Source organism: Anaeromyxobacter soli (assembly GCF_022808855.1).
Taxonomy (GTDB): domain Bacteria; phylum Myxococcota; class Myxococcia; order Myxococcales; family Anaeromyxobacteraceae; genus Anaeromyxobacter; species Anaeromyxobacter soli.
Genome location: NZ_JAKZLF010000003.1, coordinates 177,682 through 190,720, shown reverse-complemented (window position 1 = coordinate 190,720; position 13,039 = coordinate 177,682). Strand labels below are relative to the sequence as shown.

The 13,039-nt window shown below is 75.7% G+C and carries 9 protein-coding genes; 8 read left to right on the top strand and 1 reads right to left on the bottom strand.

The genetic code is table 11. The annotated features are described in order from the left end of the window. The first annotated feature begins 3 nt into the window (after nucleotides 1–3). Nucleotides 4–1,791 carry a glycoside hydrolase family 15 protein gene (locus tag MLV88_RS04250; protein WP_242337388.1) on the top strand — a complete coding sequence of 596 codons (1,788 nt, stop codon included), beginning with the start codon at nucleotides 4–6 and terminating at the stop codon, nucleotides 1,789–1,791. 38 nt (nucleotides 1,792–1,829) lie between these two features. Here the strand turns inward: MLV88_RS04250 and MLV88_RS04245 are convergent, their stop codons facing one another. Next, on the bottom strand, nucleotides 1,830–3,356 hold the full coding sequence (locus MLV88_RS04245) for a hypothetical protein (RefSeq protein WP_242360128.1): 1,527 nt from the start codon (nucleotides 3,354–3,356) through the stop codon (nucleotides 1,830–1,832). Nucleotides 3,357–3,718: 362 nt separating this feature from the next. On the opposite strand from MLV88_RS04245, the gene MLV88_RS04240 reads away from it, so the two are divergent. The 7 genes from MLV88_RS04240 to MLV88_RS04210 are packed head-to-tail and all read left to right on the top strand — an operon-like array spanning nucleotide 3,719 to nucleotide 13,026. Continuing rightward, on the top strand, nucleotides 3,719–4,180 hold the full coding sequence (locus MLV88_RS04240) for a chemotaxis protein CheW (protein WP_242337392.1): 462 nt from the start codon (nucleotides 3,719–3,721) through the stop codon (nucleotides 4,178–4,180). After that, nucleotides 4,177–5,724 carry a CheR family methyltransferase gene (locus MLV88_RS04235; protein ID WP_242360127.1) on the top strand — a complete coding sequence of 516 codons (1,548 nt, stop codon included), beginning with the start codon at nucleotides 4,177–4,179 and terminating at the stop codon, nucleotides 5,722–5,724. The genes MLV88_RS04240 and MLV88_RS04235 overlap by 4 nt, the downstream gene beginning before the upstream one ends. Beyond that, nucleotides 5,721–6,239, top strand: a complete 519-nt coding sequence (locus MLV88_RS04230) for a chemotaxis protein CheW (RefSeq protein WP_242338100.1) — start codon at nucleotides 5,721–5,723, stop codon at nucleotides 6,237–6,239. The genes MLV88_RS04235 and MLV88_RS04230 overlap by 4 nt, the downstream gene beginning before the upstream one ends. 1 nt (nucleotide 6,240) lies before the next feature. Then, nucleotides 6,241–7,710, top strand: a complete 1,470-nt coding sequence (locus MLV88_RS04225) for a methyl-accepting chemotaxis protein (RefSeq protein WP_242338098.1) — start codon at nucleotides 6,241–6,243, stop codon at nucleotides 7,708–7,710. 5 nt (nucleotides 7,711–7,715) lie between these two features. After that, complete coding sequence (locus tag MLV88_RS04220) at nucleotides 7,716–9,773, top strand: hybrid sensor histidine kinase/response regulator (protein ID WP_242338126.1); 2,058 nt, start codon at nucleotides 7,716–7,718, stop codon at nucleotides 9,771–9,773. Further along, the gene (gene cheB, locus MLV88_RS04215) at nucleotides 9,770–10,837 is read left to right on the top strand and encodes a chemotaxis-specific protein-glutamate methyltransferase CheB (RefSeq protein ID WP_242338095.1); all 1,068 of its coding nucleotides are present in this window, start codon (nucleotides 9,770–9,772) and stop codon (nucleotides 10,835–10,837) included. The genes MLV88_RS04220 and cheB overlap by 4 nt, the downstream gene beginning before the upstream one ends. Further along, nucleotides 10,834–13,026, top strand: coding sequence for a response regulator (locus tag MLV88_RS04210; RefSeq protein ID WP_242338093.1), 2,193 nt, complete (start codon nucleotides 10,834–10,836; stop codon nucleotides 13,024–13,026). The genes cheB and MLV88_RS04210 overlap by 4 nt, the downstream gene beginning before the upstream one ends. The last annotated feature ends 13 nt before the right edge of the window (nucleotides 13,027–13,039 follow it).

Below are 13,039 nucleotides of genomic sequence, written 5' to 3'. Positions count from 1 at the left end.
GGCATGGCGCTTCGGATCGAGGACTACGCGCTCGTCGGGGACATGCAGAGCGCCGCCCTCGTCGGCCGCGACGGTTCGGTGGACTGGCTGTGCTGGCCGCGGTTCGACTCGGATGCGTGCTTCGCCGCGCTGCTCGGTGGTCCGGACGACGGGCGCTGGCGCATCGCGCCGAGCCTCGCGCCGCGCCGCGTGACGCGGCGCTACCACCCCGGCACGCTCGTGCTCGAGACGGACTTCGAGGTGGACGGCGGGCGTGTCCGCCTCGTCGACTGCATGCCGCCGCGCGCGGACGTGCCCGACCTCGTGCGCGTCGTCGAGGGCGTCGAGGGGCGCGTCGCGATCGACTTCGAGCTGCGGCTCAGGATGGAGTACGGCGCGCGCCGCCCCTGGCTGCGCCGGCTCGACGGCGGGGTCGAGGCGCTGGCGGGACCGGACGCGGTGCTGCTCCGCTCGCCGCTCGCGTGCGAGCTCGAGGACGCTTGCGCGCGGCGCACCTTCGAGGTCGAGGCGGGGCAGCGGGTGCCCTTCGCGCTCACCTGGTTCCCCTCGCACCGCGCGCCGCCGCGCCCGATCGACCCGCTCGTCCAGCTGGAGAACACCGAGCGGTTCTGGGCGGGCTGGGTCGCGCGCTGCACGCACGAGGGCCCGTGGCGCGACGAGGTCATCCGGTCCCTGGTCACGCTCAAGGCGCTCACGTACGCGCCCACGGGAGGCCTCGTGGCGGCGGCCACGACCTCGCTGCCCGAGCGGCTCGGCGGCGTGCGCAACTGGGACTACCGCTACTGCTGGATCCGCGACGCCACCCTCGCGCTCACCGCGCTCGTCGACGCGGGCTATCGCGAGGAGGCGGCGGCGTGGCGGGACTGGCTCCTCCGCGCCGTCGCGGGCGATCCGGAGAAGCTGCAGATCATGTACGGCCTCGCCGGGGAGCGGCGGCTCGACGAGCGGGAGGTGCCGTGGCTCGCGGGGTACGAGGGCTCGCGACCGGTGCGGGTCGGCAACGCCGCGCACCGCCAGCTCCAGCTCGACGTCTACGGCGAGGTGATGGACAGCCTGTTCCAGGCGGAGGAGGCCGGCCTCTCGCCGCGGCCCGAGGGGTGGCGCATGCAGCGGGCGCTGCTCGAGGCGCTCGAGGGGCGCTGGGACGAGCCGGACGAGGGGATCTGGGAGGTGCGCGCCGGGCGCCAGATGTTCACGCACTCGAAGGTGATGGCGTGGGTCGCGTTCGACCGCGCCATCCGGGCGGTGCGCCGGTTCGGGCTCGAGGCCCCGGTCGAGCGCTGGCGGGCGCTGCGCAAGCAGATCCACGAGGAGGTCTGCCGGCGCGGCTACGACGTCGAGCGTGGCGCGTTCGTGCAGCGCTACGGCGCGAAGGACCTCGACGCGAGCCTGCTCGTCATCCCGGTGGTCGGGTTCCTGCCCCCGCGGGACCCGCGCGTGCTCGGGACCATCGACGCGATCGGGCGCGAGCTCGTGGACGACGGCCTCGTGCGCCGCTACGACACCGCGACCACGCCCGACGGGCTGCCGCCGGGGGAGGGGATCTTCCTCGCCTGCTCGTTCTGGATGGTGGACGCGCTCGCGCTCGCCGGGCGGCGGGACGAGGCGGTGCGCCTGTTCGAGCGCGTGAGCAGCCTCGCGAACGACGTGGGGCTGCTCAGCGAGCAGTACGACCCGGGCGCGCGGCGGCTCGTCGGGAACTACCCGCAGGCGTTCAGCCACATGGCGCTCGTCGGCAGCGCCGAGGTGCTGGCCCGCGGGTGCGGGCCCGCGAGCCGGCGGTCGCGCTGAGCGGTGCGCGCCGGGCTCGCGGTCCCGCGTGAGGCGCGCTACGGTCCCCGGTAGACGGTGAGGCCGCCGTTCGCGCCCTTCCAGGTCGCCATGTGGCTGAAGTAGACGATCCGGCCGTCCACGCCCGCGTAGGCGTCGATCTGGATCGAGCCGACCGGGTTCTGCTGCGCGAAGAGCGGGGCGGTCTTCGGGACCGGGAACGTCCAGGCGCCGTCCTTGTAGCGGCCGATGACGCCGTAGCCGAGGCCGGCCCAGACAGAGCCGTCCTTCGGGTCGCAGGCGACCGAGTACACCGCGCACACGGACGTGCCGGCCTCGTCCCAGCAGTACTCCGGCGGGATGGCGACGTGCTCGAACACGTCGTCCAGGAGCGGCTCGCCCGGCGCGCGGCGCGCGAGCCCGTGGATCTCGGAGGCGATCCAGAGCGTCCCGTCCGGGCAGAAGGAGATCGAGCTCACCGCGTCCTGGTAGGCGGGGTTGTTCGCCCAGAACTCGGTGGCGGACGTGAAGATCGGGTCCGGCCAGACGTCGTAGAACCCGGTCCAGGCCGACCAGTCGCCGTCCTTCGGCGGGAACATCGGCGCGTTCCAGCCGTCGGCGCGCGCCCCCGCGCCCTTCTTCACCGCGAGCCGGATGCCGTTCGCGGCCCACGGATCCCCCGTCGTCGGGTCGATGGCGAGGGCGGTGGCGGTGCCGGTGATCATCTCCCCGCCCGGCTTCCGGGGGACGCCGTTCTCGTAGATGACGCCGCGGAGATCCGGGTGATCGTGCTCCCACACGTCCTGCGCGGCCTCGAAGCCGGGGTACTTCGTGGCGTCCACGTGCCAGCCGCGCTCCGCGGCGTTCGCGATGAGGACCGAGAACGAGCCGTGCGAGCCGGCGAACCAGACGTCCCCGTAGTGTGAGCCGCGCGCGGTGTCGTGCTCGACCGCGATGCGGTGCACCTGGCGGACCTTCTTGCGGCCGAGGTTCCAGAAGTCGTAGGCGCCCGTCTCGTTCACGCGCTCCGGGGGCGCCGCGATGAACACGTGCCGCGCGCGCGCGAGCGTGCCCGCCGCCGCGTCGAAGTCGACCACGTCCGCTCCGCCCGACGACATCCACCACTCCGGGTCGAGGTCGCCGTCGGTGCCCATCCCCATGAAGCCGAGCACCGCGCGGCCCGGCGCGGCGCCGGCGACCGAGATGACGGGGCACAGCAGCGTCTGCGCCTCGTCGCAGTTCGTGGTGAGCCCCGCGGACTTCGCGTCGAAGGCCTTGAACTCGGCGTCGGAGCGCGCCTTCGCGAACACCGCCGCGCCCGCCGCCACGTACACGTTGCCGGCCTCGTCGGGCGACGCGTCGTAGACCCCGACCTTGTCTCCCTCGGCGGCGTAGAACGACCAGCTGCCGACGGTGGCCGGCGCCGCGAGCGTCACCGCCGGCTGAGCGTCGGGCGGCGGCACGACGACGGGAGGATCCACCGGCGGCTGCACCGGCGGAGGCACCACCGGCGGAGGCTGCTCCTGCGGCTGCTTCGCGCCGTCGCCGCCACCGCCGCCACACGCCGCGAGGAGGGTGGCTGCCACGAAGACCCACTTCCTGCCGAGACGTCCGCTCACTCCGCTTCCCCTTTCGACGACGCGCCGCTCGCCCTGCCGTCACACGAGCGGCTTCACGTCGGGACGCTGAGCGTCGCGCCGCGCGCGAGCAACTGCCGCCACGGGACGGCCCCACGGCCGAGGCACGCAGGGGGATTCCCGTCCCGGGGGCTTGCTGCCGGCGAGGCGCAGAACGGTGGGCGGAACTCCGCCCCCGCGAGTCCTCGACGAGGTCCCGACGCGACCGACCAGGCTCCCGCCGGCTGACCGGCGGATCGACCGAGCGGCGCTCGGATGCTTGCGGCCCGGCCCTCCGGTCGCCTACGGTGAATGCCCCGTCTGGAGGCGTCGTGGACCCGGAAGGAAAGCGCGAATCCGTCCTGCTCGTCCGCGCCGGCGGGCGTGCGTGCGCGATCCCGCTCTCCCAGGTGATCGAGACCCTGCGTCCGCTCCCCACGACGCCGTGCGCGGGGCTCCCGCCGTTCGTGCTCGGGGGCGCCGTGGTGCGCGGCGCGGCCGTCCCCGTGGTGGAGCTCGGCGCGTTCCTCGGCGTCGCCCCCGCGCCGGCGACCCGCTTCGTCCTCGTCCGCTGCGGCGCTCGTCCCGCCGCGCTCGCGGTGGACTCCGTCACGGGCGTCGCGTCGATCGCCGGCGGGGACCGGACGGCGACGCCGCTCCTCGGCGCCGCGGACGGCGGCGCCATCGAGGCGCTCGGCGCGCTCGACGGCGAGCTGCTCGTCCTCCTGCGCGCGGCGCGGATCGTGCCGGACGGCGCGTGGCGCGCCATCACCGGGCAGGAGGACGTCGCGTGATCGGCCCGGCCCGCCCGGATCAGGTGGAGCGCTTCCGCCGCGCGCTGGGCGCCCGGCTCGGGCTGCGGTTCGACGACGACAAGCTGGACCTCCTCGCGCAGGTCGCGGGCGAGCGGGCCGAGGCGACCGGGGTCCGGTCCATCGACGCGTACGTCGCGAGGCTCTCGACGGACGCGAGCGGCGACGAGGTCCGGGCCCTGGCCGAGCGGCTCACGGTCGGCGAGACCTACTTCTTCCGGAACACCAACGACATGGAGGCGTTCACGGGCGCGGTGCTGCCGGACCGGGTGAGCCGGCGCGGCGTCGACCGCCGGCTCCGGCTCCTGTCCGCCGGGTGCGCCTCGGGCGAGGAGCCGTACACGCTCGCGATGCTCGTCCGCGCTACGCCGCAGCTCGCGTCCTGGGACGTGCGCGTGCACGGGATCGACGTCAACCCGGCCGCGATCGCCCGGGCGCGCGAGGCGCGCTACTCGGCCTGGTCGCTGCGGCAGACGTCGCCCGCGCTGCGCGCCCGCTTCTTCCGCCCGGAGGGCCGCGACTTCCGAGTGGTCGACGACGTGCGGGCCCTCGTCACGTTCGAGGAGCGGAACCTCGTCGACGAGGATCCCGAGCTGTGGGCGCCCGGGAGCTGGGACGTCGTCTTCTGCCGGAACGTCGTCATGTACTTCTCGCCCGAGGTGTTCCGGCGCGTGGTCGCGCGGATCGCCGGCGCGCTCGTGCCCGGCGGCTATCTCTTCCTCGGCCACGCCGAGACGCTGCGCGGCGTCTCGACCGACTACCACCTGCGGCAGTCGCACGGGACCTTCTACTACCAGTCCCGGGGCGCCGACGAGCGCGGGCTCGCGCCCGCCCTGACGCAGGAGGAGCTCCCGGCGCCGACGCCCCCGCCCGACGCGCGGACGGCGTGGGTGCAGGCCATCCAGGACGCCTCGGAGCGCGTCGCCCGGTTCGCCGCGGCGGCGCGCGCGCCCGCGCCGCGGGACGCACCTGCCGGGCAGGACGCCCCGCCGGCCCAGGCCGACGCGGCCCCGTCCGCCGACGGCGCGCGCGTCGCGCTCGCGCTCGAGCTCCTGCGGCGAGAGCGGTTCGCCGACGCCCTCGCCGCGCTGGGCCCGCGGCCGGCCGCCGGCGAGGAGGACGTCGACGCGCTGCTCCTCCGCGCGGTCCTCCTGACGAGCAGCGGCGACCTGGCGGGCGCGGAGCACGTCTGCGCGCGCATCCTCGAGCGCGACGAGCTCAACGCCGAGGCCCACTACCTCCGCGCGCTCTGCCGCGAGCACGCGGGCGACCCGCTCGCCGCCGCGGACCACGATCGCTACGCGCTCTACCTGGACCCGACGTTCGCGATGCCGCGCCTCCACCTCGGCCTCCTCGCGAAGCGCGCCGGCGATCTCGAGCTCGCGCGTCGGGAGCTCGCGCGCGCCCGCGTGCTGCTCGCCGGCGAGGACGGGTCGCGCATCCTCCTGCTCGGCGGCGGGTTCACGCGCGAAGGGCTGCTGGAGGTGTGCCGCGCCGAGCTCGGCGCATCCGGGGGGACGGCGTGAGCGACGAGACGACCCTCGAGGGAACGGTCGCCGCGCTGCGGGCGGCCTTCGACGCCGCGTTCGCGGCGCCCTCCCAGGGGGCACGGCGCGATCTGGTCCCGCTGCTCGCGCTCCGCGCGGGCGGCGCCGAGCTCGCGGTCCGCGTGCTCGAGAGCGCCGGGCTCCTCCCGGCGAGGGTCGTCGTGCCGGTCCCGAGCCGGCGGCCCGAGGTGCTCGGCGTCTGCGGCCACCGCGGGGCGGTCCTGCCCGTGTTCAGCCTCGCCCGGTTGCTCGGGCTCCCCGACGCCGGCGAGGCGCCGCGGTGGATGCTGCTCGCTGGCCGCGAGGAGCGGGTCGCGCTGGCGTTCGAGGCGATCGAGGGGCACGTGCTCGTGCCGCCGTCGGCGCTGCAGCGGGCGGCGGGGGAGGGGCTGGGCCACCTCCCGGAGATCGCGGAGCTGGGCGGCGCGGGGCGTCCGGTGGTGAGCCTCCCATCGGTCCTGCGCGCCATCACGGAACACCGACCTGGAGAGTGACATGGAGCGAAGGCTCACGTTCTCGCAGAAGCTCGCGCTGGGGTTCGCCCTCGTCGTCGTGGTCGCGCTCGCGATCGCGGGCGTCGCCGTCCTCTCCCTCCGCGAGACGGTGGCGAGCAAGGACGCGGTCATCGAGCTCGCGGCGCGGCGGCTCGTGAGCGCCGAGCGCCTGAACGCGATGAGCTTCAGGAAGGCGGCGGAGGCGCGGGCGTACGTCATGACGAACGACGCGCGCTACCTCGAGGCGATGCGGACGGCGCGGGGGGAGATGCGCCGCGTCCTCGACGAGCTGCTCGCGCAGGAGCACGACGACGCGCTCCGCCGGCTGCTCGACGAGGTCGCCCGCGTCGAGGGGGAGCACGGGGCCGCGGTGGACGCGATCCTCGCGGACGCTCCCCGGGAGAAGCTCGAGGTCTCGGCGGCGCGGCTCGAGCGGGACGTGAGGCCCCTGCGCGAGCGGCTCAACGCCGCGGTCGAGACCTACATCGCCCGGCAGCGCGAGCTGCTCGAGGCGCGGCGGCGCCAGTCCACCGAGGCGGCGGCCGACGCGAGCCGGGTGGTGGTGGTCCTCTCGGTCGCCGGCGTCGCCCTCGCGGCCGCGCTCGCGATCCTGCTCGGGCGCACGCTCTCGCGCCAGATCGCCGGGGCGGTCCGCCACGTGGAGACGTCCTCCGCCGAGCTCAAGGCGGCCGCGGGCCAGCAGGCGACCGGCGCGAAGCAGCAGGCGAGCGCGATGGCCGAGATCACGACCACCATCAACGAGCTGCTCGCGACCTCGCGGCAGATCTCGGAGAGCTCCCAGCGCGTCGCGTCCATCGCGTCCGACACCGCCTCCGCCGCCCGGACCGGGGATCACGCGGTCCAGCGCAGCCAGGAGGCGGTGGGGGGCATCCGCCGCCAGGTGGAGCTCATCGTCGATCACATGCTCGACCTCGGCCGCAAGTCGCAGCACATCGGCGGCGTCGTCGAGATCATCAACGAGCTCGCCGAGCAGACCAACATCCTCGCCATCAACGCCACCATCGAGGCGGCGGGCGCGGGCGAGGCGGGGAAGCGGTTCCAGGTGGTCGCCGAGGAGATCCGCAAGCTCGCCGACCGCGTCGCCGGCTCGACGAAGGACATCCGCGTGCTCGTGGACGAGGTCCGGGCCGCGGTGAACACGACGGTGATGGCCACGGAGAGCGGCTCCAAGGCAGCCGAGGCGGGCGCGCGCCAGTTCGCGGAGCTGGCCGCCGCGTTCTCCCAGATCGCGCGCCTCGTCGGCTCGACCACCGACTCCGCCCGCGAGATCGAGCTCTCCACGAAGCAGCAGGCGACCGCGGTCGAGCAGGTGAACGAGGCGATCGCGAACGTCGCGCAGGCGACGCGCGAGGCGGAGGCGAGCTCCGGGCAGTCCCTGCAGACCGCCTCCGAGCTCGCGGCGATGTCCCGCGACCTCGCCCGGCTCGTGCAGAAGCGCGACGCCGCGTGAGCGCGATGGCCCGCGATCGCTACAAGTACTTCCGGATCGAGGCGCGCGAGCTGCTCGACGGGCTCTCGCGCGGGCTCCTCGAGCTCGAGCGGTCGCCGGAGGACCGCGCGGTGGTCGCGCGGCTGCTCAGGCTCGCGCACACGCTCAAGGGCGCGGCGCGGGTGGTGCAGATCCAGGGGATCGGCGACCGCGCGCACGCGGCCGAGGACGCGCTCGCCGCGCACCGCGACGCGGGCGACCCGCCCGTGCCTCGCGAGCGGACGGACGAGCTCCTGCGCCTCGTGGACGAGATGTCCGCCGCGGTCACCGCGCTCGATCAGCCGTCGCCGCCGCCCACCGCGCCCGCGCCGGGGGACGCGGCGCCCTCCGCGCGCCCGGACGGGCCGATCCGCACCGTGCGCGTCGATCTCCACGAGGTGGACGCCGTCGTCGAGACCACGCTCGAGGCGGGCGTCCACCTCGCGACCCTCCGGCGGCAGCTCGGGACGCTCGATCACGCGAAGGAGATCGCGCGGGCCCTGGCCGATCAGCTCTCGGTGCGGCGCGGCGAAGGCGGCCCGCCGCCCGCGCGCCTGCGGCCGCTCGTCGACGAGCTCGCGCGGACGCTCGATGGGGCGCACCGCGCGCTCGACGTCCGGGCGGATCAGGCCGAGCGCGAGCTCGGAGAGGTCCGGCACGCCGCCGACAGGCTCCGGCTCCTGCCGGCCAGGGCCATCGCGGGGCCGCTCGAGCGCGCGACCCGGGACGCCGCGCGCGCGCTCGAGCGCACGGTGACCTTCGAGCTCGCGGGCGGCGGCGTGCGCGTGGAGGCGAACGTCCTCACGGCGATGCGCGAGGCGCTCCTGCACGCGGTGCGCAACGCCGTGGCGCACGGGATCGAGCCGGCGGCCGAGCGCGCCGCGCGCGGGAAGGCCGCGCCGGGCCGGGTCCGGATCGAGGTAGAGCGGCGCGGGACGCGGGTCGCGTTCCGCTGCGTGGACGACGGGCGCGGGGTCGATCTCGAGGCGGTCCGGGCCGCCGCCGCGCGCAAGGGGCTCGTCTCCGCCGCCGACTCTGCCGCGCTCGACGACGCGGCGCTCACCGCGCTCCTCCTGCGAGGCGGCCTCTCGACGAGCGCCACCGTCACGGACGTCGCCGGGCGCGGGGTGGGGCTGGACGTCGTGCGCGACGTCGCCGCGCGCCTTCACGCGGAGGTCGCGATCCGCACCGAGCGCGGGCGCGGGACGCAGGTGGAGGTGGTCGTGCCCGAGTCGCTCACGGCCCTCACCGCGCTGCAGGTGGAGGCCTCGGGGGCGGTGGCGGCGGTGCCGCTCGACGCCGTCCGGAGCGCGACGTTCCTCGAGAGCGACCGCGTGGCGCACACGGCCGAGGGGGCGGCCGTCGCCCTCGGCGGCGCGCTCCTGCCGTTCGTTCCGCTCGCGAGCGTGCTCGGCCGCCCTCGGCCGTCCGGCTCCCGCCGCGCCTGGTCCGCGGTGGTCGTCGAGGCGGCGGGGGGACGCATCGTCCTGGGGACCGATCGCCTGGTGGGCACCGCGGAGGTCGTGGTGCGCCCGCTGCCGGCGTACCTGCGGCTCGATCCGGCCGTGGCGGGCGCGGCGCTCGACGGCGAGGGGAACCCGCGCCTCGTCCTCGATCCGGCAGGGCTCGTCGCGGCGGCGCGGGGCCGCTCCACCCAGGTGGAGGAGGCGCGCGCGCCGCGGGCGCCGATCCTGGTCGTCGACGACTCGCTCACGACGCGCATGCTCGAGCAGAGCATCCTCGAGTCCGCGGGGCACGAGGTGGACCTCGCCGTCTCCGCCGAGGAGGCGCTCGAGAAGGCGCGCACCCGGAGGTTCGGGCTCTTCCTCGTCGACGTCGAGATGCCCGGCATGGACGGGTTCGAGTTCGTGCGCGTGACGCGCGCGGACCCCCGGCTCTCGTCCACCCCGGCGATCCTCGTGACGTCCCGGGGGGCGCCGGAGGACCGGGCGCGCGGCCTCGCCGCGGGGGCGAGCGCGTACGTGGTGAAGAGCGAGTTCGATCAGGCGCGCCTGCTCGCGACCATCGAGGAGCTCCTGGGGTGACCGTGCCGATACGCGTGCTCGTCGTGGAGGACTCGCTCACCGTCCGCAAGCGCCTCGTCGAGGTGCTGTCGTCGGACCCGGAGCTCCAGGTCGTGGGCGAGGCCGAGGACGGGCGGCGCGGGATCGAGCTGTGCCAGCGGCTCCGGCCGGACGTCGTCACCCTCGACATGATGATGCCCGTGATGACCGGCGTCGCCGCGGCCGAGTACATCATGGCGTACTGCCCGACGCCCATCCTCGTCGTCTCCGCGTCGACGAACCGCGGAGAGCTCTTCCGCACCTACGACGCCCTCGCGGCGGGCGCCATCGACGTGCTGGACAAGCCGCTCGGGACGGAGCCCGACGGGGTCTGGGAGGAGCGGCTCCGCGGCACGGTGAAGCTCATCTCGCGCATCAAGGTGATCACGCACCCGCGCGCGCGGCTCGGGGCCATGTCGCAGCCGGCCGCGGCGGCGCCGCTCGCGGGTGAGCCGGCGGGCCCGACGCGGCTCGTCGCGATCGGCGGCTCGACCGGCTCGCCGGCGGCGGTGGTGGAGATCCTCCGCCGGCTCCCGCCGGAGTTCCCGCACCCGATCCTGCTCGTCGTGCACATCAACGAGCCCTTCGGCATCGCGTTCGCCGAATGGCTGGACGGGCTCTCCCCGCTGCGCGTCCGGTATGCGCGCGACGGCGAGCGCCTCGCCGAGCGCGGACCCTCGACGGTCCTCATGGCGCCCCCGGGCCGGCACCTCGCCGTCGAGCGGGGGGTCCTCAGGCTCGACGACGGTCCCGAGCGTCACAGCTGCAAGCCCTCGGTGGACGTGCTGTTCGAGTCGATCGCGCGCGACGGCGGCGCGGGCGCGCTCGCCTGCCTGCTCACCGGCATGGGGCGCGACGGCGCGCAGGGCCTCCTCGCGATCCGGCGGGCGGGCGGGGCCACGATCGCCCAGGACGAGGCGACCTCGGTGGTGTTCGGCATGCCCCGCGAGGCCATCCTCCTCGGTGCGGCGCAGCGCGTCCTGCCGATCCATGAGATCGGCGCGGCGATCGCGGCGCGCGCCGGCACGCCCAGGAGGTCGCCATGAGCGCCGTCCTGGTCGTCGACGACAGCCTGACCGTGAGGATGCACCTCGAGGAGGCCTTCTCCGCCGCGGGGTTCGAGCCCGTCCTCGCCGCCGACGTCGCGAGCGCGCGCCGCGCCCTCGCGTCCCGGCCGTTCGCGCTCGCCGTGCTCGACGTGCTCCTCCCCGACGGCGACGGCCTGGAGCTGCTCGCCGAGATCAAGGGCTCCCCGCAGCACGCGGGGACGCCGGTCGTGCTCCTCTCCACGGAGGCGGAGGTCCAGCACCGCGTGCGCGGCCTCCAGACGGGCGCGGACGAGTACGTGGGCAAGCCGTACGACGCGGCGCAGGTCGTGGCCCGCGCCCGCGAGCTCGTGCGCCGCCGCGCCGGCGCCGACCTGGGCGCCGCCGCGCGGCCGGTGCTGCTCGTGGACGACAGCGTGACGGCCCGGGAGGAGCTGCGCGACGCGCTCGAGCGCGCGGGGCTGCAGGTGGTGACCGTCGGCAGCGGCGAGGAGGGGCTCCGCGTCGCCGCCGAGCGGCGGCCGCGCGCCATCGTCGTCGACGGCGTGATGCCCGGGATGGACGGCGCCACGTTCATCCGGGAGATCCGCGCCGACGCGGCGCTCCGCACGACCCCCTGCATCCTGCTCACCGCGTCGGGTTCCGTGGGCGAGCTCAGCGCGCTCGACGCCGGGGCCGACGCCTACGTCCGCAAGGACGAGGACGGGAACGAGCTCGTGCTCGCGCGGCTCCAGGCGCTGCTCCGGAGCGCGACCTCGGCCCCCGAGGAGACCGCGGCCGGCGCGCCCACGGCGAGGCGCATCCTCGTCCTCGGGGCGAGCACCGCCCCGCTCGGCGACGTCGCCGAGACGCTGCGCCTCGAGGGGCACGACGTGGTGACGGCCGCCACGTCCGAGGAGGCCCTCGCGCTCCTCGCGGTGGATCGGGTCGACGCGATCCTGGTGGAGGCGACGCGGCAGGGAGACGCCTCGGCCGCCGCGTGCCTGCGCATCCGGGGCGACGCCAGGTGGCGCCACGTGCCGCTCCTCGTGGTCGGCGAGCGCTCGGAGCCGGAGGCCACGGTGGACGCGCTCGCGGGCGGCGCCGACGACTACGTGCCGCTGTCGAGCGGGCCGCTCGTGGCGCGCGCGCGCGTCCACGCCCAGCTGCGCCGCAGCCAGTTCGAGGACGAGAACCGGACGCGCGAGGGGTACGCGCGCAGCGCGGCGATCCTGGAGACGATCTCGGACGCGTTCTTCGCGGTCGGGCGGGACTGGCGCTTCGTGTACGTGAACCACGCGCTCGAGGAGATGGTGGGGGCCCCGCGCGACGCGCTCGCCGGCGAGGTCCTCTGGGAGCGCTGCCCGTTCCTCGCCCGGGGCCAGCCGCGCGCGGAGCTGGACCGGGCGGTCGAGGGCCAGGTGCCGGTGACGTTCGAGGCGCGCGAGCCGGGAGAGCGGTGGATCGAGGTCCGCGCGTTCCCGCACCGCGACGGCCTCACCGCCTACCTGCGCGACGTCACCGAGCGGCGGCGCACGCAGGAGGTGCAGGCGCACCTCCTCGGCATCACGGGCCACGATCTCAGGACGCCTATCTCGGTGGTGCGCGTCTCCCTCGACGTCGCGCTCCGCGACCCGCAGCTCTCCGAGCGGCACCGGCGCGTGCTCGGGCGCGCCGCCGGGGCGGCGGCGCGGATGTCACGACTCGTGAATGACCTGCTGGACTACTCGAGGGCCCGGCTCGGACGGGGGATCCCGATCGCGCCGCAGCCGACCGATCTCGACGCCATCTGCCGGGACATCGTCGAGGAGGTGAGCAGCGCGAACGGCGGCCGGAAGATCGCGTACCACCCCGGCGCCGACGGGTCGGGCGAGTGGGATCCGGATCGCATCGGACAGGTGCTCACGAACCTGCTCACGAACGCGGTGCGCTACAGCCAGGAGGGCGCGGCGGTGTCGCTCGCGTGGAGCGCGGAGGGAGACCGCAGGGTCATCGCGGTGCACAACGAGGGGTCCCCCATCGACCCCGCGCTCCTCGCCAACATGTTCGAGCCGTTCGAGCGCGGCCGCACGGCCGCGAGCGGCGGGGCGGGACTCGGCCTCTTCATCGTGAGGGAGATCGTGCGCGCCCACGGGGGGAGCGTGGCGGTCACCTCCGAGGCGGGGCGGGGCACGACGTTCTACGTGAACCTGCCGGCGCGCGCGGGCTGAGGCACCGGCGCCG

What these genes read in the sequence shown, in the direction of transcription:
- MLV88_RS04225 (WP_242338098.1), top strand. Translation starts at nt 6,241, where the DNA reads ATGGAGCGAAGGCTCACGTTCTCGCAGAAGCTCGCGCTGGGGTTCGCC.
- MLV88_RS04220 (WP_242338126.1), top strand. Translation starts at nt 7,716, where the DNA reads ATGGCCCGCGATCGCTACAAGTACTTCCGGATCGAGGCGCGCGAGCTG.
- MLV88_RS04250 (WP_242337388.1), top strand. Translation starts at nt 4, where the DNA reads ATGGCGCTTCGGATCGAGGACTACGCGCTCGTCGGGGACATGCAGAGC.
- MLV88_RS04210 (WP_242338093.1), top strand. Translation starts at nt 10,834, where the DNA reads ATGAGCGCCGTCCTGGTCGTCGACGACAGCCTGACCGTGAGGATGCAC.